The organism is Gillisia sp. Hel_I_29 (genome assembly GCF_000744275.1).
Classification (GTDB): domain Bacteria; phylum Bacteroidota; class Bacteroidia; order Flavobacteriales; family Flavobacteriaceae; genus Gillisia.
The window spans coordinates 258576-277421 of record NZ_JQLP01000003.1; the positions used below are offsets into that span (position 1 = coordinate 258576).

Sequence of the window (18846 nt, forward strand, 5' to 3'; positions counted from 1 at the left end):
CAATTGGCGCCTCTTTTTATATTATATAACGTTAGTTGGTTATTCTCTAATATGTCCATTTCCCAGAACATAATATTTATTGGTAACCAATTGTTTTAGACCTAGCGGCCCCCTGTGGTGTAGCTTATCTGTACTAATGGCTAGTTCTGCACCAACTCCCATTTGACCTCCATCTGTAAATCTTGTAGAGGCATTTTGATATACAGCAGCACTGTCTACCTGTTCCATAAATTCTACTGCTTCCTCATTATCTTTAGTAATGATAACTGCAGAGTGTCCACCAGAATATTTGTTGATCTTATCTATGGCACTGTTAAGTCCATCTATACTTCCTAAGACGATCTTCATAGCTAGAAATTCTTCATACCATGTATCGTCCCCAGGAATTTTATCTTCTTCAGTCAATATATCAGATACAGCATCATCTGCCAAAATATGCACCTGATGATCATTTAACATTTTCTGAAGTTCTTTCAGTTTATTTTCATAATCATCAATATTCACATCAATAAGAACTTTATCCAAAGCATTACATCCGGAGATCTTATCTGTTTTAGCATTTAGGATCACTTTTTTAGCAACTTCAAAATCAGCATCCTTAGAAACATACAAGAAGTTATTTCCTCTTCCACTTACCAATACAGCCCCTGTAGCATGTTCTTTAACAAAACCTATTAAACGTTCTCCACCTCTAGGTACAATTAGATCTAATTGTTCGGGTGGATTTTTAAGAAACTCCTGAGTTTGAGCTCGATCTAGATGAAGTAATTTTATCCAATCTTTGCTGAGGTTATTTTCTTCTAAAGCTTCATGCCAGCATTGCTCCAAGATCTCGTTGCTTTTTATTGCTTCTTTACCACCTTTAAGAAAGATCTTATTATTTGCTTTAAAAGCAAGCACAGCGGCCTCTATAGTAACATCTGGTCTGGATTCATAAATAATCATGATATTTCCAAAAGGTGCTGTTTTATTAGTGATATCCAAACCGGTATCTAGTTTACGATGTTCTATTACCTGCCCTACAGGATCTTCCTGCTCCATCACTTCTTTCACAGATTGTATCATTCCATCAACTTTTTTATCGTTAACTATCAACCTGTCGTACATGGCACCTTCGTTTTCTCCGAAGGCTTCAAGATCTTCTTTGTTTGCTTTAATTATATCTTCGCGTTTTGTATCTAAAATTCTCATCATAGATCTTAAAACGTTATTCTTAGTCTCTGTGTTTATCAACTTCATTCTAAAATTTTTATAAATTTTTCACTTTCTATTTTTCTTACTTCGTGAACTTTGTTCCTACTTTCTTCCCATTCACTATATCGAGAATTACATTCTTTCTCTTACCATTTGCTATAAAGGTTGGGATATTCTTCGCGGCAGTATCTTTGGCGATCTTAATTTTAGATTCCATACCTCCACGGCCTTCACCTTCACCTTTATCTGATGCCTGAACGTATTTCTCTACATTCTCATCTACCTGTACGTTATTAAGTTTTTCTGAATCTGCATGGTCTGGATGTCCGGTATAAAGGCCATCAGTGTCACTCAAAATTATTAACGCATCTGCTCCAATAAGTTCTGCTACCAAACTAGCCAATTCATCATTATCTGAGAACATAGACATCGTTACAGAAACTGCATCATCTTCATTTGCAATAGGTATAATCCCTTCAGATAATAGTGCTTCATAGCAATTGATCATATTTTCTCTGTGAACTCCAGGAGAAAAATCTCTCTTAGTAGCTAACACTTGAGCGCATCTCATTCCAAAATCGTGGAATATGCTATAATAATGTCTCATCATTCTAGGTTGCCCTACAGAAGAATACACCTGTCTACGTTGTGATGGATCTTTGATACTTATTTCACCTAAAATTTCTTTACCAGCTATTGCAGATCCTGATGAAACTAAAACCACTAAAATATCTTCTTCATATAAAGTTGCAATTTGCTCTACCAGATTTTTTAATACCGGACCTAATATTCTATGGTCCTTATTGGTCATTACATTGGTACCAACTTTTACAACAATTCTTTTCTTATCCATTATATTAATTTTTCAGATCTAATCTGATTGTATTACTAAACTTACTATTACTCTTTACCTAATTCTACCGCTCTATCGAAAGCTGCATATGCGGCATCTTTAATTAATTCTTTTACATTGTTATCTTCCATAGAATCTAGAGCAGCTCGAGTGGTTCCTCCTTTTGATGCTACACGTTCCATCCAAGTGTTTGGAGAAAGATCAGACTTATTAAATAGCTCTACTGCACCTTCAAAAGTCTGACTTACCAAAACTTTAGAGTCATTTTTAGAGAATCCCATTTTTAAGGCAGCTTCTAACATAGATTGCATAAAGTAAAATACATATGCAGGACCACTTCCGGATATTCCTGTAGAGGCATCAATAAAATTCTCTGTTCCTACGTGAATAGATTCTCCAGTGGTATCTAAAAGGTTTCTTACCATTAGAAGTTCTATCCTCGATACTTTCTTAGCAGCGGTATAAGAAGTAACTCCTTTTCCTACCTGCGCAGGTAGATTAGGCATTGCTCTAACCACTTTCTCTAGACCAAGTCCATCTTGTATAGTCTTTAGTGTTACCCCAGCCATAATAGATACAACTATTTGGTCTGAATGAACTAAATGTTTGATTTCTTTAAATAATTCTTCACAGTGATATGGCTTTACTGCCAGAAACACCACGTCTGCTTTTGGTAAGCAAGCTTCAATGTCATCATAAACATCAAAATGATCTAATTTGTTAAGTGATACTAATAGCTCAGGAGATTTATCGAATATCATTAAGTTATGCCTGTTCAACAAACTAGATTTTGACATACCTTCTGCATAGGTCAGCCCCATATTTCCTGCTCCAATTACTAATACTTTCATTCTTTATTTTTTGGTTTATTAAAACTTAAATCGGTTTATACCAATCTATCATACCCTATATAGTGTGCAAAGACTGTGCAAGCCGTTAAACAATAGCCAAAATGCACTAAATTGATTAAAATGCGATTAAATCTCACAGAAAAAGCTAGAAAATGCAGCAATTAAGAAGTTGGGGAAGAATAATTAAAATGTGAATTAAAGATATCCTTCGTAGGGTTTACTATGAGTACGCTAAGCGGATATTAAAACATCTATATAATTTTGATAATGTTAAAAGATAGAGAAGCCTAATTTTACCTGTATACCCCTAAAAATAGACGGTATGGCGTACTACTGCAAATTTGGCAGTACTTTTTGGAAAAGATGTTAAATAGTAAGTTTTCGAAAATTAGGACTGGAATAGTCATAGATTTCGAGTTTTAGATCTCTAAATTTTTTAAGAAAATTTCGTACTCTTTCTCTAAGTTTTTTATGCTCTTCTTCATAGAACATATCGCAACTTATGTCTTCACACTCTCTCATGCCATTCAAATCATTCTTATGATTGTTAATGCTGTAATGCAGGTCTATTTTTTCGGCTTTAAATTCTTCGAGATCCTTTAACCGGATTTTTATAGTATCAAAGAAACTTGCCTCGTAATTTTCAAATACATCAGAAGATAATAATTTCTTTAAAAAGATGATATCGTCTGTACTTTGTTGAATTAATTTATCCCAATCTAAAGCGTGTTGTTGTAGCTGTTCAATATTATTATCGCTATTGGCATCTGAGTTATAGATAGTATTTTTCATAACTTCCATAGTTTTATATCCTATTAAATTTACAACCTAAAGCTTAATTTAGAAAGCAATCTTATATTTTTAACTCAAGCACATAGAGCGTTTAATCTAATATATGAATACAATTATTGCAGCAATCTTTTTTGTTTTTGATGTTTCAAAGCTTCAGATACCGTTTTAAAAATCTCTTTTTTTAATCGATTGTAGTTTCTTGAAAATTTGAAGAACTCTGTCAATAAATTTCTATGTGCTTCTTTGTACTGTGTTTCTTTTTTAATATTGTCTTTTCCGTCTAACATAACCTCAAGTCCGTTAATGTGATCCTGAATATCTTTATGTAGGTTGGAAGCGGTAGATGTTGTAGTAGATAGCTTTTTAATTAGATCTGTAACCTTCTCTGTAAGATGAAATTCTATAATAGGTAAAGTATATTCTTTTAACATATCTTCAAAAAATGAATGTTCATCATTAATAAAGTTCAATTCTGAAATCCATTCTAAAGAAGAAAAGTGCATTTCTTCAGGAGTTTTCCATTCTAGATATCTAAAATTGTTTACTTCGTTTTTCATAGCTATAGATTTAAAGTTTTAAAACATTAATTGCCTTCCTTTTGGATAAGCTTATCTCCTGTATAATTAAAAATATCTAATTTGATATTGTTATAATTTTTGATGAATTCTAAAAGTTGTGGTTCAATCTTTTGATGTTCTAGAAGTATAAAGTTTTCTAAGGTTGCGTTGTCTACCTCTGTCCAGTCTTGTATAACTGTAAAATGCTTGTTGGCAAGAGCAGAAATAATTTCTACTTGTTGCTTTAGTTTTTTTAGATGTGCCTGATATCTAATAAACTCTGTTAGCAATTCTGGAGTGATATAAAAAATTGGAGAAGCTATGTACATCTCTAGAAAAGAAATCTCCTTTTTAGTAGCAGATAAAGTTTCTTGCCACACACTTACTAATATGAGTAATTGTTTGCGACTTCGTTTAAAATGAGAATATGGAGCGCTTAAAATTGTCATGTAATTTATTTTAATGTTCTTCCAAGGTACCACTTTACTTTTCCTTACTTACTGATAAATATCAGTACTTCGAGTTTCCTTTTTAGACAGATAATTCAACAACTTCATATAGATGGGGAATGTACACTTTCCATTGTAGCGTATCCTTTATTTTAAGCCTTAAAGCGTCTAAGGCAATGCGTTCTCCATGAATCAAAAAGGTTGTTTCAGGAATATTTTTGATATCACTTACCCAATCTAATATCTCCGCCTGATCTGCATGAGCAGACAAACTCTCTATATTTTCAATCTTTGCATTTACTTCATAATATTTCCCATAGATCTTTATCTCTTTCCCACCTTCTTTTAAAGTTCTTCCTCTAGTTCCTTCAGCTTGGTATCCCACTAAGAGCAAAATGGTTTCCGGTTTAGAGATAAGGTATTTTAAATAAGTGAGCACTCTACCGCCCGAGATCATACCACTCCCTGCAATTATAATCTTTGAGCGAGTATCATCCACGGTCTTCCAAGTATCCTTATAGGAGGTAATAATGTTAAAATGCTGCTTCATGTGCTCTAATTCTTCTAAAGAGATTTTGTGCCATGAAGTGTATTGTTCAAATACGCTAAAAACCTTGTTGGCCATAGGGCTATCAATACATATGGGAATATTAGGAATTTTATTTTGCTTAAAAAGTTTCCATAGAATATACATAAGGGTTTGTAATCTTTCTACTGCAAAACTAGGGATGATAAGGTTCCCTTTATTTACTAGAACTTCTTTTATACATTGTATTAATTTAGCCTCCACATCTTCTTCAGCATGAAGTCTATTTCCATAAGTACTCTCTAAAAATAAAAAGTCTGCCCAGTCTGGTTTCTCTGGAGCCTCTAATAATCTATCTTTTACTCTACCTATATCTCCGGAGAATAGGAATACCTTCTCGCTAATTTTTAGTTCTATAAAAGTAGCTCCCAAAATATGGCCGTTCTTTTTAAATCGAACTTTGATCTGGCTATTTAGTACCATCCATGTTTCCATATTAGCTTGCTGAAATAATTTAATGGTAGCTTCTGCATCTTTTATGGTATAGAAAGGCTTGGCAGGATCGTGAATACTCGTTCCATTTTCATTAGCTCTTGCTGCATCTTCCTCTTGTATCTTTGCACTGTCTCTAAGAATGATGGAGGCAATTTCTAACGTTGGTGCAGAGCCAATTATAGCCCCTGTAAAGCCTTGTTGCCATAGCTTAGGTAAATATCCGGTATGATCTAGATGGCCATGGGTGAGTAATATGAGATCTATTTTTTCTGGAGGGAAAGGAAATTTTTCCCAATTTAATAACCTAAGCTCTTTCAACCCCTGAAACATACCGCAGTCTATAAGAATGTTTAACTCTGGAGTTTCCAAAAGATATTTAGAACCGGTGACAGTTTGGGAGGCACCTAGAAAATGAACTTTTACAGCATCCATACATTTTAGTTTTTAATAGAACCTAGACATAATTCTTTCATCTCTAGTACTATTTTTTGCTTGCGCAAGCTCGAAATACCAAGATGGTCTAGATAGAATTTATCGTTAATTAGCTCTTTGCAGAGTACTACATCTCTACTTAATAAAAATTGTTTTTCTCTTTTAGTAAGCAAATTAGAAACGGTAATAGGATAAAGTCCGGTATGGTCTATTCTATCTTTTATTCCGTTTCCTTTAGGAGTGTCCCAGCTCAATAATTTAATATTTGAACATTTTCCATAAGCCAAGGCATCTGCTGTAAACCTAGTATTGGTAACTACCCAGCCTTGAGTGAATTCATGTTTGTTAGTGGATGATTTTTGCTCATTATGATTCTGAAGATCTCGAAATCTGGAATCTACATACATAGGGATCTTTACATCACAATTTCTACCCTGGTCTCCATGAAATTTACATTCCATAAATAAGGTCTCCTTGCCTTTAGTGGCTATAACATCTATTTCATGTTTTACGCATAATCCTGATAACACCTTACCCACAGTAACTTCATAACCCATATTTTTAAATAGTGCCGCTATAAACTTTTCAAACGGGAAACCTGTTGGACCAAGTTCATATATCGCTTTTTTTAGTTTATATTTTGAAGCAAGGCAATTGCTCTTAGCTTTAAGTAATTTAAAGGCCCGATTATATATTTCTTTAGTTGAAATACCTTCATACATTTCTAGCTTTAAAGTATCTAGGATCTCTTTTATAATCAAATCACCAGCACCGGCACGCTTTAAAGAGTGCGCAACACTATCTGCAGAAAAAAGAACGCTTTCTCCTGATGCTTTTATAATATGTAACTTAGAGAGATCCATTTAATATTTTTTGCTTTACTAAATTGAAGTTTTGAGATTATTAAAAATCTATTCTTATTTTTTGTGATGCATTACCAATAGAGGTACATGTGGCTTAAAGCCAATTTCATGCACTAAGGTTTTAGAAAAGATAGAGGCTAGAAAACCTTGTTTTTTATTGATTAGCGCTAGCATATCAGAATTTCTACTTTCTATAAAAGAATGTATTCCGGTAACAAGTGGAATGTCTGTTAAAGTGTGGAAAGTATGCACTACATCTTTTAAATATTCTTGAAGTTCTTTTTTATTTTTCTCTTGTTCTTTGCTTAGATTATCTTTCTTCTGAATATGTAATACTCTAATAGCAGCTTTTAATTTTGAAGCTACCTCTAGCAATTCATTAAGTTCATGAGATGCTACAGAAGATTTGAAATTGGTAGCAAATACTACTTCTTTTCTGGATTGTTCTTTAAGTTGAATGGTTTGAGGAACCACTATTACCGGACAATCTCTTAATTTTTCCATTACATCTACAGAATTACTACCGTATAAGAATTTGTCTGATGAATTTTCTCCTAGCGTTCCCATCATCAACAGATCTATTTTCTTATTCTCTACGGTGGTTCTAACAGCTTCAAAAACGCTGTTATAGGTAGATATCATTTCAAATTTATGATTATCATTATCAGATCTTATAGTTATCGCATCCACTAATTGCTCTAGGCCTTTTTCTGAATTTTCTCTAGCTTGCTCATATGCCTTATGTCCCGGCTGTGGGGGTAAAATACTATCTGTAGTTAAATGATAAAGCTGGAAAGCATTCAAAATATAGAAGGTGCATTTATCATCTTTAAATAAGTCTGTAGCATATATTAAAGCATTCCATGCGGTTCTGGAGAAATCTGTTGGTATAAGTATTTTCTTTTTCATCTTAATTTGAATTAAGTTATAAAACTACTGACCTTGACAGCTATAAAAAATGACCAGTGTCAGTTTAAGCTATAAGCTTACTGTTATGATTTTTTGTGAAGTACCAAAACAGGTATCAAAGCATATTTTCCAACATCTCTATATAAATGCGTAAAGAGTAGGTTTTCAAAAAAACTATGCTTCTTATTAATGAATGCAATCATATCACTACCTCTACTTTCTGTAAAGCAATAAATACCTACAGGTACGCTTACATGTGCCAGAGAATGAAAACTGTGTGGAACATTGTCCAGATGGGCATCTAATAAACTTTTATTTTTCTTCTGATTTTCACTCAACCCACTGCCTTCGTCTATATATAACATACGTATAGAAGCATTGGTCTCATTAGCTAGTTTTATTAGATATTTAAGATCATTTTTTTTCTGTGAGTTTTTATAGCCATTAACCAGAACAATTTCGCTTAAACCTGAAAAAGCAACATGAGAGGGTATAGCTAGTATGGGACAGTTCTTAATTTGCTCCATTATTGCTATGGTATTACTTCCATAAAGCGTTTGATATGCGCCCGTACTACCTTGAGTTCCTATTACTATACATTCGTATTCTTTAGAATTAATTTCAGAAGTTATGGCAGCAATAAGACTTTTGTTCTCTGCAAGGCTATGGAAAACGTGTAAAGGATTGTGGTACGTGATCTTCAAGATCTCCATTAATCGCTGCAAGTCATGATTGGCAAGATCTAAGGCTTTTTTAAGTGCTTCTTTGGCCGGAATGGGAGTAAGCTTGCTAGAATCATGATAATCGTTTACATCATAAGCGTGTAGAAAATAGAAATTACAAGCCTCATCTTTATAAAGTGTGATGGCGTAAATGATAGCATTCCATGCATTTTCAGAAAAATCTGTAGGAAGGAGAATGTTTTTCATGATTTCTAATTTTTATGTTCATTTGCAGGAATAATTAGAAAGGGTGTTTTAACATGAAAACCAATTTCATTAATAACAGGCCTAAAGAGTAAATTTTCGAAAAAAGAGTGATGATTATTGATCATTAACAGGAGATCTGTTTCATTTTCATTTTGAAAATCATAGATAGCCTGAGGTACGCTTTTATTATTGACCGTATAAAATTTATGAGCATAGTGATCAATTTTTTCTAACAATTGTTTTTTACCTCGTTCCTGATCTTGCTCCATGCCTGTTCCAAAGATGACATGTAAAATATTCAATTGAGATTGGTAATTGTCTGAAAGTTGATCTAGAAATTTAAAAGGCAATATGCTGTAATCTATCTCAAAATCTGTTGGAAATAATATGCTGTGAACAGGTTTAAATTTGAACTGAGAAGGAATTGCTAATAATAGACAAGGAGACCTTTTTATAACATGTACTGTATTAGACCCAAATAAAATTTGAGCAGCTCCCGTAGCACCTTTAGTTCCCATAACTACAAGATCTATATTCTTATCTGCTACTTGTTCCTTTATTTCATCTGTAAGAATATTAAAAGCAGCTATCTTTTTAATAGTATGTTTTGGATTGTTATAATCTGCTCTAATTCGCTTTTCTACTCTGGTTAATCCACTTTCTGAATTTATTTTGTAAATTTCATCTAAACTTATCTGGCTGGGACTGTATAAAATATATTCTGTATCATATAAAACAGGTGTATAGGTATTTAGAAGATAGAAGGTGCATTCTACATTTTTAAAGAGATTTATTGCATAATCTATAGCGTTATAAGCGTTTTCAGAAAAATCTGGTGGTAGAAGAATTTTTTTCATAAGTATGGAATTTAGCACCACTTAAATCTAAAGACAATCTGCATGAAATAGTATGACAATTGTCAGTTTACCAGATTTTTACATTATCTCTCTATGATAATTTTGAAGAACTAAAAATGGAATTTGAGGTTGAAGTCCGATCTTATCTATGGTAGAAGCTTGAATGATGTTTTCTAGATAGGTATGTCTTGATCTTACCATTACCAGAAGGTCTATATTCATAAAATCTAAGTGTTTTAATATAACCTCTGTTTTATCTCCTTCATCTGCTCTATGAAAATTGAATACATCATCTTTAAATTGCTCTTTCAGAAATGATTGATTGTCTTTCTGACGATATGAGTTAATGGGGAATTTAGAAATGTAAAGCATATGAATTTCAGACCTGTAAGATCTTGCCATGTCTGCTACTAACTTTAGTTCTCTGCGCTGATATGGAATTAGAAAATTGGTTGGAAAGAGAATTTGCTTAGGTGTTTTATACACGTAATTTTCTGGGATGCAAAGCACGGGGCATTGCACATATTTCATAACCTGAATGGTATTGGTGCCATAGGTAAGAGATTTCTCATTGGTCTTTCCTCGGGTGCCCATTACGGCAACATCTATGTTCTCTATATTTATAAGGTCATTTGCTTTATCTACCAGCAAACCGTACGATGATTTTATGAAAAATTGATGCTTAGGGTTAGGAGATAATTCCTTGATAGCTGCAAGGATCTCTTTAAGCTGAGATTTTGAATTTTTCTTAGCGTTCGCCTTTTTTTCTTCGAATTGATCTTCAGTAAGTGCAGCCTCATTACTATAAACTTCATCTGCATAAGCGTGAAGCAGATAAAATTCGCTTTTTTCATACTTAAATAGCGAAACAGCATATTTTAAGGCATTGAAAGCATTTGCAGAAAAGTCGGTAGGCAATAATATCTTTCTCATAATAAAGTAATTGAACCTTAAAAGTAAGAGCTATTAGCCTATCAAACTATGATGAATATCAGTTTAGGCTCCACTAAGAACTAAGTAAATAATTGTGTGCGAATCTTTTATGCATCAACATGATTTAAAGAGAATACTTTTATCCACCAAAAGAATGATATAGTATTACCTAACAAGCTGTAGCTTATGGTAATTTAAGATCTTGATATCTCTTCCATTAATATCTATTAATCGTTCTTTTTTTAGGAACGATAAACTTCTAATTAAGCTTTCTGTTGAAATTCCTGCTACGTTGGCGAGATCATTTCTGCAGATCTTTATAGATTGATGAGGTTTATTTTCAATATTTTCTGCAAACTGTAAAATAGTATTAGATGTTTTTTTAAGAACAGATCCATAGGCCATTTCGAGTAGATGATTTTTTAATTGAGAAAGCTTGTCGGATAATAATTGTGCTAGTTCTAAGCTAAGATTAGAACTTTGTGATAGTAGCTCCTGAAATTTTGAGTTAGAGATCCGTAGAAGTTTGGAAGTTGTTAAACACGTGGCAGTTTCTGGGTAGGAGGATATTTCTTTAAATGAGTAAAATCCAAAGAACTCTTTTGGTTTGTAAAGCCCTGTTATTAATTGTTTACCATACTCATCCATTCTGTGAATCTTTACCAATCCACTTTCCACTAAATAGACATAGTTGGCATGTTTTTGCTCTTTATATACAGGTTTGTTCTTAACAATATCAATTTCTTCTGCTTCAGTTCTAAAATAATATAACAAGTCTTTGAGCGATGTTATAGATCTTAATTTTCTGCTTTTAAAATTTTTAGTAGGTACTGTGAGCTTAGCATATTCACCTTTAGAAAGAGTGTTATTTATCTTGTCTAATAATGCTTTTGCTGAAAATGGGTAGGTTATGTAATTTTCGTTTAAGGTGTTCTCTATTTTTCCCGGAGCATTAAGATTCAACAAAGAAGTGATGATTATTATTGGGATGTGAGCTCCAAAATCTTTTTGTAATGCTAAATATGCACTATAAATATTAGAATTACGCATGGAAATACCCCAAAACAGAAGATCGGGTTTTGAAAGTTTTAATTCGAGAAAGGCATCGCTGCTACTTTCAGCAATGAGCACCTCGCAATCGGAATCTGTTAGGATTTTTTGAGTGCTACTCCTTAATTGTATAGAATCAGCTATCAGTAATATCTTTATGTTACCCCTCATACTTGTAGAATTTATTTGGGGAGAACGTTTTAAGTGTTTAGCGATGAGCTAAGCTTTAGCTAAAGAGATCTTTAAAAAAGGTAATTTAAATTCACTTACTATTTAAGTTTTTGAATTACAGGTATTTAAAATAATCATTATTTGCGTTACACCCAATTTTAATATCATAATGTTTTTAGGGAAAGCTGATAATTATCATAATCAAATCTTACAATGTTGTTTAACTTTATAGCAAGTGGATTAGATTGATAGTGCATGAGAGTTTCGCGTATCTTGGTATCTATATTCATGTATAATTATAAATAATATGGAGCATCCATTGTGCCAGAGTTGTGGCTTTGTTTTACTAGAGGAGAATAAAGGAACTAATAGGGATCAATCTATAAATGGAGAATATTGCATTCACTGTTTCCAAAATGGTGAAATTACAGATAGTTCTTTAAGTATTCATACCATGGAAGTTAGATTGAATGATATGGCCAAGATCCATAATGAGCTTTCCATGGAAGAAGCCCAGCATATAATTCATTTATTACCAAGCCTTAAAAGATGGAAGATGGATTTTATCTAATTTCATTTTCAAATTCCTTTATCAGAATAAATTAAAGCTATGAGCGAAAATCCGTATAATTTTGAAGGATTGAATGATGAGGAAGTCTTGCGTTCTAGAAAATTGCATGGTAGTAATTCTATAAATAAGGTTAAGGGAAGCAGGTTATTAAACGTGTTCAAAGATATATTTCTGGAGCCGATGTTTCTTATCTTGTTAGCCACTGCTAGTATTTACTTTATTTTAGGCAGTTATAATGAAGGCATATTCTTGTTATGCGCCATCGTTTTGATCTCTACCATCTCCTTTTATCAAAGCGCTAGAAGTAAGAAGGCTCTCGATGCTTTAAAAGAGTATACCCAAACCCTTAGTACCGTTATAAGAAATAATGAGCTCGTTGAGATACGATCTGATGAAATCGTAATTGATGATCTGGTGGTAGCTTCAGAAGGAGAGTTGATCACTGCAGATGGAGAATTGCTTCAGCTAAATGATTTTACCGTAAATGAATCTATTTTAACGGGAGAAGCCTTTAGTGTTTATAAAGAGCTGGAAGGTCCTGAAAAAAATCTGGTATTTAAGGGTACAGCAGTAGTTTCCGGTCAATGTGTTTTTAAAACCAAACAGGTTGGTGTAAATACTAAATTAGGAGAGATCGATACTTCCTTAGGTAAAATCAAAAAGGTTAAATCTCCGCTTCAAGAACAGATTTCCAGTTTCGTTAAAAAAATGGCTATTATAGGTATTGGTATCTTTCTCATTATCTGGGGTATCAGTTTTAAAGCTTCAGGAGATCTATTAGATAGTTTGCTGAAGGGATTAACTATTGCTATGTCTGTATTACCGGAAGAAATCCCTGTTGCTTTTGCTACTTTTATGGCGTTAGGTGCCTCTAGATTGATGAAATTGGGAATTGTAGTAAAGCAAACTCAAACTATTGAAACACTGGGTTCTGTAACTGTTCTTTGCACAGACAAAACAGGTACAATTACAGAGAACCGTATGGAACTCACCAAGATCTATACACACTTAAATTCAAAGACGAGCAGTGACCAAAATTGGAATTCTGAGGAAGCATTTAACCTCATTGAAACTGCAATGTGGGCGAGTGAGAGTGTTCCTTTTGATGCCATGGAGAAATCACTTCATCATTTCTATGAAACATTAGCAGAAGTTGATGAACGTCCAGATTATAAAATGATCCATGAATATCCATTGGGGGGAAAGCCACCAATGATGACACATATTTTTCAGAATGAACAGGGATCTAGAAAAATTGCCATGAAGGGTTCTTTAGAAGCTGTACTAGAACATTCAATTCTCACTAAGGAAGAAAAAAGCAATGTAGAAAGTATCGCGGCGCAATTAGCCTTAGAAGGTTTAAGGATATTAGGGGTAGGTGCAGCAGATTTTAATGGAGATGAATTTCCAAAAACTCAGCAGGAATTCAGGTTTAAATTTATAGGCATTCTTGGATTTTATGATCCGCCAAAAAAGAACATTGCCGAGACGCTGCAAAAACTTTATGCAGCTGGTATAAAGATTAAAATTCTAACCGGAGATAATGAGATCACGACAGCTGCTATTGCCAAGATGGTAAATTTTGAAAATGAGCATACCGCGATAACAGGAGAAGAATTAATGAAGCTTTCTTCTGAAGAGTTTGAACAAAAAGTAAGAGATACCAATATTTTTACCAGAATATTTCCGGAAGTAAAATTAAAGATCATCAATACCTTAAAAGCACAAGATGAAATTGTGGGGATGACGGGTGATGGAGTGAATGATGCGTTGGCTTTAAAGGCAGCTCATATTGGTATTGCCATGGGAAAAAGAGGTTCTGATATTGCTAAAGAATCATCATCACTTATTCTCTCTGATGATGATTTTAGTAAAATGGTAGAAGCTGTAGCCATGGGAAGAAAGATCTATGTAAACCTGAAAAAAGCAATTCAGTACATTATTTCAATTCATATACCTATAATTTTAACAGTGGCTTTGCCCGTAGTTCTTGGATGGATCTATCCGGTTATTTTTACTCCTATACATGTAATATTTCTTGAACTTATAATGGGCCCCACTTGTTCTATAATCTATGAAAATGAACCTTTGGAGAAGTTTAGTATGACGCGTGCACCTCGAAAAATGAAAGATACATTTTTGCGGTGGAGAGATCTCACGGTTAGCGTCATTCAAGGTTTAGTGATAACAATAGGATGTCTGTTTATATACCAGTTCGCTATTAGAAATCTTTATCCTGAAGAAGCCACAAGAGCTATGGTTTTTAGTACATTAATAGTTTCTAATATATTTTTAACGCTGGTTAATAGATCATTCTACCATTCTATTTTCACCACCTTACGTTATAAGAACAAACTCATTGGCGGCATTGTAATTTTAAGTTTTATGCTTCTTGCAATTATATTATATCAACCTTGGGTAGCCAATCTTTTCGAAGTAACCGCTCTTAATTTATCTCAGTTATTAATTCTATTTATCACAGCGTTTGTTATTGTTTTCTGGTTCGAGATTTATAAATGGATAATCAGAAGAAATCATTCCGGATAATTGGTCATAGAATGATAAATATCATAAGCGATGGGCTATTAAATAATTAACTTTAAAAGAGAAATTAAATTTAATTATCATGGCAAAATTAGATAAACTCATTGCAGAAATAACCGGTCTCACCCTGGAGTTGGAAACTTCCTATCCTAGTATTTATAGATTTTTAGAAGAACAGGAAGTAACTTTACCAACCTTTGAGCATCCAGAAATGACGGAAAAGATCTTTACAGAATATTTAGAAAATTTAAAGCAACTTCTATTTCGCTATAAGCAATCACATCTAAAATAACTATTAGCTACCTTGTATTTATAGTTCTGAGGAGAGATTAAATATATAATAATAAGGAGTTTATGTTTACTTTTTAATCAATCTGGCTTGCTACTCTATTTTTAATAAACTGTATTGAAACTAAGTAATGGAATACTGGTTATATTATCCATTTTCTTTACAAGATCTTGGTGAGAACCTGCATTAAATTCAGATTTGTTCTTCCGTTCCATCATAGCAACCATATCGGTGTTCGTGGTAAGAAGATATTCATTTAAGGTTTTAAGAATGTTCTCAGAAAATATTAGCTTAAATTCAAAATTATCTAAAGCCACTTTTTCCGCCAGTAAAGTTTGAAATCCTATAAGCCGCTCTTTTGTTAGATATTCTTCATAGGCATAGATATGTAAGATAACAATACTAATTTTTAAAGGCGCAAAGATCTTTACAATTTGATTTAGGTTATAAATGTCATCTTCTTCAAAATCGCTGGTATAAACGATGGTCTCCAGATTAATGAACTCAAAAGTAGGAGGGATGGCCAGTATAGGAAAAGTAGAAGCAGCTATCATTGCATTGGTTATGCTTCCAAAATTTTTAGCTTTAAACGGACTATTACCGTGAGTTCCCATTATTAAAAATGCTATATCCAGATCTTTAATGAAATTGCAGATCTTCTTTGGTATATTTTTACCCTTTTTGATAATTGCCCGGATCTGTAGAGAATCGAAATCTGCTTTTAAATGAATGCTACAATACTCTTGTAACAGTTGTACTCTCGTATCTAAAATAGCCTGATTGTCTGATGCAGAATGATACTCATCATCTTCCTCGGGATTGCAAATATTAAGTACTATTAGTTCCTTTTTAAGCAAGTTACTCATCTTAAAGGCATATTGTAATGCTGCAATAGAGTTGCGAGTAAAATCTGTAGCACATACTATTTTATTCATAATTTAGCTTTTATCTTAAGTTTTCTATTATTCGCTTTCATTCTTTTTAAGCGCTCTTGCTTTTTTTCTTTCTAATTTTTTGAAATATCCTTTAAATAAAAAATTATGTTTTAGAGCTTCCATATTTTCATCAAATTTTTCTGATGCCGATTCTACATTTTTCAGTGTTTGTTCAACATTAGAAGCAATAATTGTATCTGTAAGAATGCTATTAAAAGCACCTTCTTCAGAATTCAATTTCTTTGAAAAATCATTAAGATGCATAGAGATCTGTTTTATTTGAACAGATGAGGTTTCTATATTCTGCATAATAGAATCTATTTTTCCAGCCGTAATGGTGTCATTAAAGATCTTTCCTGCAGCACTGTTATCCATATCAAACTTTGAGATATTAGCATTTAAATTTGATATAGTTCGTAGTGCTAGCTTGCCTGCTTTCTCAAAATTTGAGATACTGTTCTCAAAATTTTCTGCTAGTTCTTCACTTTTAAGCAAAGCACCAATAGTTCCTTCTCCATTATTAATAGCGTTCGAGATCTTCAACAGATCTGCAGTAAGTAAAGCTGCATTCTCATTGGTAGTATTTAATGTAGTTAGCATATCTGCCGTTGCTATCTTACTTATAGAGGCTATGGTATCTCCATTATTTAAGGGTTCGTTGATATAATTATCTGCAGGTACAATATTTACAATCATACTCCCTACCAAACCATCAGAACTTATAGTAGCCTGTGCATTAGATCTAATAAGTTTCATAGCGCTATTATCCACCTTCATATTAACACATATACTAGTGTCATTAAGAATGGTAATTACTTTAACAGTTCCAACATTAACTCCGCTAAATCTAACGTTGTTACCAATTTGCAGTCCGTTTACATTTTTAAATATCGAAGAGACATCACTGGTGTTTCCAAACATATTTTGTCTGCTTCCTATAAAATAGATCGCCAAAACAAATATGAGTATTGCAACGGTTACAAATACTCCTAGGAGCAGATTCTTGTTTTTACCTTTTTCCATAATACTCTATTTAAAAAATGCTTTCACTTTTGGATCTTCACTTTGCTGTAATTCATTAAATGTGCCTTCCACGTAATTAATTCCATCTAAGATCAAGATCATTCTGTTGGAGATCACTCTGGCACAATCTACATCATGCGTAATTATAAGAGAGGAGGTCTTATATTTTTTCTGAATGTTGCTCATAAGTTCTATGATCTCCTTAGATGTTATAGGATCTAAACCTGTAGTAGGTTCATCATATAAAATGATCTTCGGCTTTAAGATGAGTGCTCTTGCCAGGGCAATTCTTCTTTGCATTCCTCCAGATAATTCTTCCGGCATTAGATCTATTACATTTTCTAATCCTACATTGGTTAATGCTTCTAGAACCAGCTGGTCTGTATCATCAAGATCATTAGGTCTTGTATGTCTTCTCAATGGAAATTCAAGATTTTCCCTAACCGTCATAGAATCATAGAGTGCGCTTCCTTGAAAAAGAAATCCGATACTTGTTCTAAGAATATCCATTTCCTTTCTACTTAACCCGGCTATATTCTTTCCTAGAATCTCAACACTTCCTTTATCTGGATCTAAGAGTCCTACCATGCATTTAATAAGAACAGACTTTCCAGCTCCAGATTTCCCCATTAATACTAAATTTTCTCCTTCGTATAACTTCAGATTGAATCCTTTTAATACTTCTAGGGTGCCAAAGCTCTTATGAAGATCCTTGATTTCCAGTACCGGTTTTGTTGTATCAAATAGAGTTGATTTCATAAGATGATCAATAAAAAATATCTGAAATAAATACTGCTATAAAATCAATAATAAATAATAACATAGAAGTGAATACCACAGCAGAATTAGAAGCCCGGCCCACACCGGCGGTACCTTTTTTACTGTTGTAGCCTTTAAAGCAACCTACCAAACCAATGGCAAATCCAAAAAAGTATGATTTTACCGTTGCCGGTAGCACATCACTAAATTTAAGAGCATCAAAAACCTGATTGAAATATAATAGAAAGGAGACATCTCCTTTAATATTCTCTATAATGGCAGACCCAATAAGCGCAATAAAATCTCCTACAAATATGAGTAGCGGTAACATTAGCGTGGTGGCTAATATTCTTGTTACCACTAAATACTTAAAAGGATTAGTACCAGAAACTTCCATGGCATCTATCTGTTCTGTAACTTTCATAGAACCCAATTCTGCACCAATACCAGAACCAATTCTTCCTGCACAAATAAGCGCAATAATTACAGGCCCTATTTCCCTTACTATAGAGATGCTAATCATAGAAGGCATCCAAGCTACAGCACCAAATTCCTGAAGTGTAGGTCTGGATTGAAGGGTAAATACCAAACCTAAAATAAACCCTGTTACGCTTACCAATAGTAAAGATCTATTGCCCATGTTGTAACATTGCTTCAAGAGTTCTTTAAATTCGAAGGGTGCCGTAAAAACTTCTTTAAAGTATCTTCCAGCAAATGCAGATAGATCTCCAATTTCTACAAAGAAGGATTTTAAGTTAGTAAGAATTGCAGAAGATGACACCATAGCATTGCTATTAGAGTCAAATATAGAGAAGGAAGCTTTCCATAAAAATGATAAAAATCATCTTTAATAGTTAAATAGCT

The 18846-nt window shown here is 33.3% G+C and carries 20 protein-coding genes; 3 read left to right on the forward strand and 17 right to left on the reverse strand.

The annotated features are described in order from the left end of the window. Positions 1-39: 39 nt before the first annotated feature. The 13 genes from P163_RS04760 to P163_RS04820 all read right to left on the reverse strand — a co-directional run bounded on the left by P163_RS04760 (position 40) and on the right by P163_RS04820 (position 11861). On the reverse strand, positions 40-1239 hold the full coding sequence (locus tag P163_RS04760; protein WP_034888203.1) for a glutamate-5-semialdehyde dehydrogenase: 1200 nt from the start codon (positions 1237-1239) through the stop codon (positions 40-42). Between the two features lie 37 nt (positions 1240-1276). Beyond that, complete coding sequence (proB, locus tag P163_RS04765) at positions 1277-2047, reverse strand: glutamate 5-kinase (protein ID WP_034888205.1); 771 nt, start codon at positions 2045-2047, stop codon at positions 1277-1279. Between the two features lie 47 nt (positions 2048-2094). Continuing rightward, complete coding sequence (gene proC / locus P163_RS04770) at positions 2095-2898, reverse strand: pyrroline-5-carboxylate reductase (protein ID WP_034888207.1); 804 nt, start codon at positions 2896-2898, stop codon at positions 2095-2097. Between the two features lie 366 nt (positions 2899-3264). Beyond that, positions 3265-3690, reverse strand: coding sequence for a hypothetical protein (locus P163_RS04775; protein WP_156100654.1), 426 nt, complete (start codon positions 3688-3690; stop codon positions 3265-3267). Positions 3691-3803: 113 nt separating this feature from the next. Beyond that, positions 3804-4247, reverse strand: coding sequence for a hypothetical protein (locus P163_RS04780; protein WP_034888211.1), 444 nt, complete (start codon positions 4245-4247; stop codon positions 3804-3806). Between the two features lie 26 nt (positions 4248-4273). Further along, positions 4274-4696: a hypothetical protein gene (locus tag P163_RS04785; RefSeq protein WP_034888213.1), complete on the reverse strand. Its 423-nt coding sequence runs from the start codon at positions 4694-4696 to the stop codon at positions 4274-4276. An 82-nt stretch (positions 4697-4778) separates the two neighbouring features. Next, positions 4779-6149, reverse strand: coding sequence for an MBL fold metallo-hydrolase RNA specificity domain-containing protein (locus P163_RS04790; RefSeq protein WP_034888215.1), 1371 nt, complete (start codon positions 6147-6149; stop codon positions 4779-4781). Between the two features lie 5 nt (positions 6150-6154). Beyond that, positions 6155-7012 carry a restriction endonuclease gene (locus P163_RS04795; protein WP_034888217.1) on the reverse strand — a complete coding sequence of 286 codons (858 nt, stop codon included), beginning with the start codon at positions 7010-7012 and terminating at the stop codon, positions 6155-6157. 54 nt (positions 7013-7066) lie between these two features. Next, positions 7067-7921: a universal stress protein gene (locus tag P163_RS04800; protein WP_034888219.1), complete on the reverse strand. Its 855-nt coding sequence runs from the start codon at positions 7919-7921 to the stop codon at positions 7067-7069. 83 nt (positions 7922-8004) lie between these two features. Further along, positions 8005-8850, reverse strand: a complete 846-nt coding sequence (locus tag P163_RS04805) for a universal stress protein (protein WP_051931141.1) — start codon at positions 8848-8850, stop codon at positions 8005-8007. Positions 8851-8855: 5 nt separating this feature from the next. Beyond that, a complete protein-coding gene (locus P163_RS04810) occupies positions 8856-9707 on the reverse strand; it encodes a universal stress protein (RefSeq protein ID WP_034888223.1) in 852 nt (283 codons plus the stop codon). Between the two features lie 78 nt (positions 9708-9785). After that, entirely contained in the window at positions 9786-10640 is an 855-nt protein-coding gene (locus P163_RS04815; protein ID WP_034888225.1) for a universal stress protein, read from the reverse strand. Between the two features lie 165 nt (positions 10641-10805). Further along, a complete protein-coding gene (locus P163_RS04820; protein WP_051931143.1) occupies positions 10806-11861 on the reverse strand; it encodes a cyclic nucleotide-binding domain-containing protein in 1056 nt (351 codons plus the stop codon). Between the two features lie 307 nt (positions 11862-12168). Between P163_RS04820 and P163_RS04825 the strand changes: the two genes are divergently transcribed. The 3 genes from P163_RS04825 (at position 12169) to P163_RS04835 (ending at position 15268) form a co-directional block, all read left to right on the forward strand. Continuing rightward, complete coding sequence (locus P163_RS04825) at positions 12169-12432, forward strand: zinc ribbon domain-containing protein (RefSeq protein WP_034888227.1); 264 nt, start codon at positions 12169-12171, stop codon at positions 12430-12432. 39 nt (positions 12433-12471) lie between these two features. After that, positions 12472-14979, forward strand: coding sequence for a cation-translocating P-type ATPase (locus P163_RS04830; protein ID WP_034888229.1), 2508 nt, complete (start codon positions 12472-12474; stop codon positions 14977-14979). A gap of 79 nt (positions 14980-15058) precedes the next feature. Then, a complete protein-coding gene (locus tag P163_RS04835) occupies positions 15059-15268 on the forward strand; it encodes a hypothetical protein (protein WP_034888232.1) in 210 nt (69 codons plus the stop codon). A 101-nt stretch (positions 15269-15369) separates the two neighbouring features. Here the strand turns inward: P163_RS04835 and P163_RS04840 are convergent, their stop codons facing one another. From P163_RS04840 to P163_RS04855, 4 genes are read right to left on the reverse strand one after another with little or no spacing between them, the layout of a single operon-like run. After that, a complete protein-coding gene (locus P163_RS04840; RefSeq protein WP_034888234.1) occupies positions 15370-16200 on the reverse strand; it encodes a universal stress protein in 831 nt (276 codons plus the stop codon). Positions 16201-16227: 27 nt separating this feature from the next. Continuing rightward, a complete protein-coding gene (locus P163_RS04845; protein WP_034888236.1) occupies positions 16228-17223 on the reverse strand; it encodes an MlaD family protein in 996 nt (331 codons plus the stop codon). Positions 17224-17229: 6 nt separating this feature from the next. Beyond that, the gene (locus P163_RS04850) at positions 17230-17982 is read right to left on the reverse strand and encodes an ABC transporter ATP-binding protein (protein ID WP_034888238.1); all 753 of its coding nucleotides are present in this window, start codon (positions 17980-17982) and stop codon (positions 17230-17232) included. A gap of 7 nt (positions 17983-17989) precedes the next feature. Continuing rightward, positions 17990-18766 (reverse strand): MlaE family ABC transporter permease, encoded by a 777-nt coding sequence (locus P163_RS04855; protein WP_034888240.1) that lies wholly within the window; start codon positions 18764-18766, stop codon positions 17990-17992. Positions 18767-18846 lie beyond the last annotated feature (80 nt).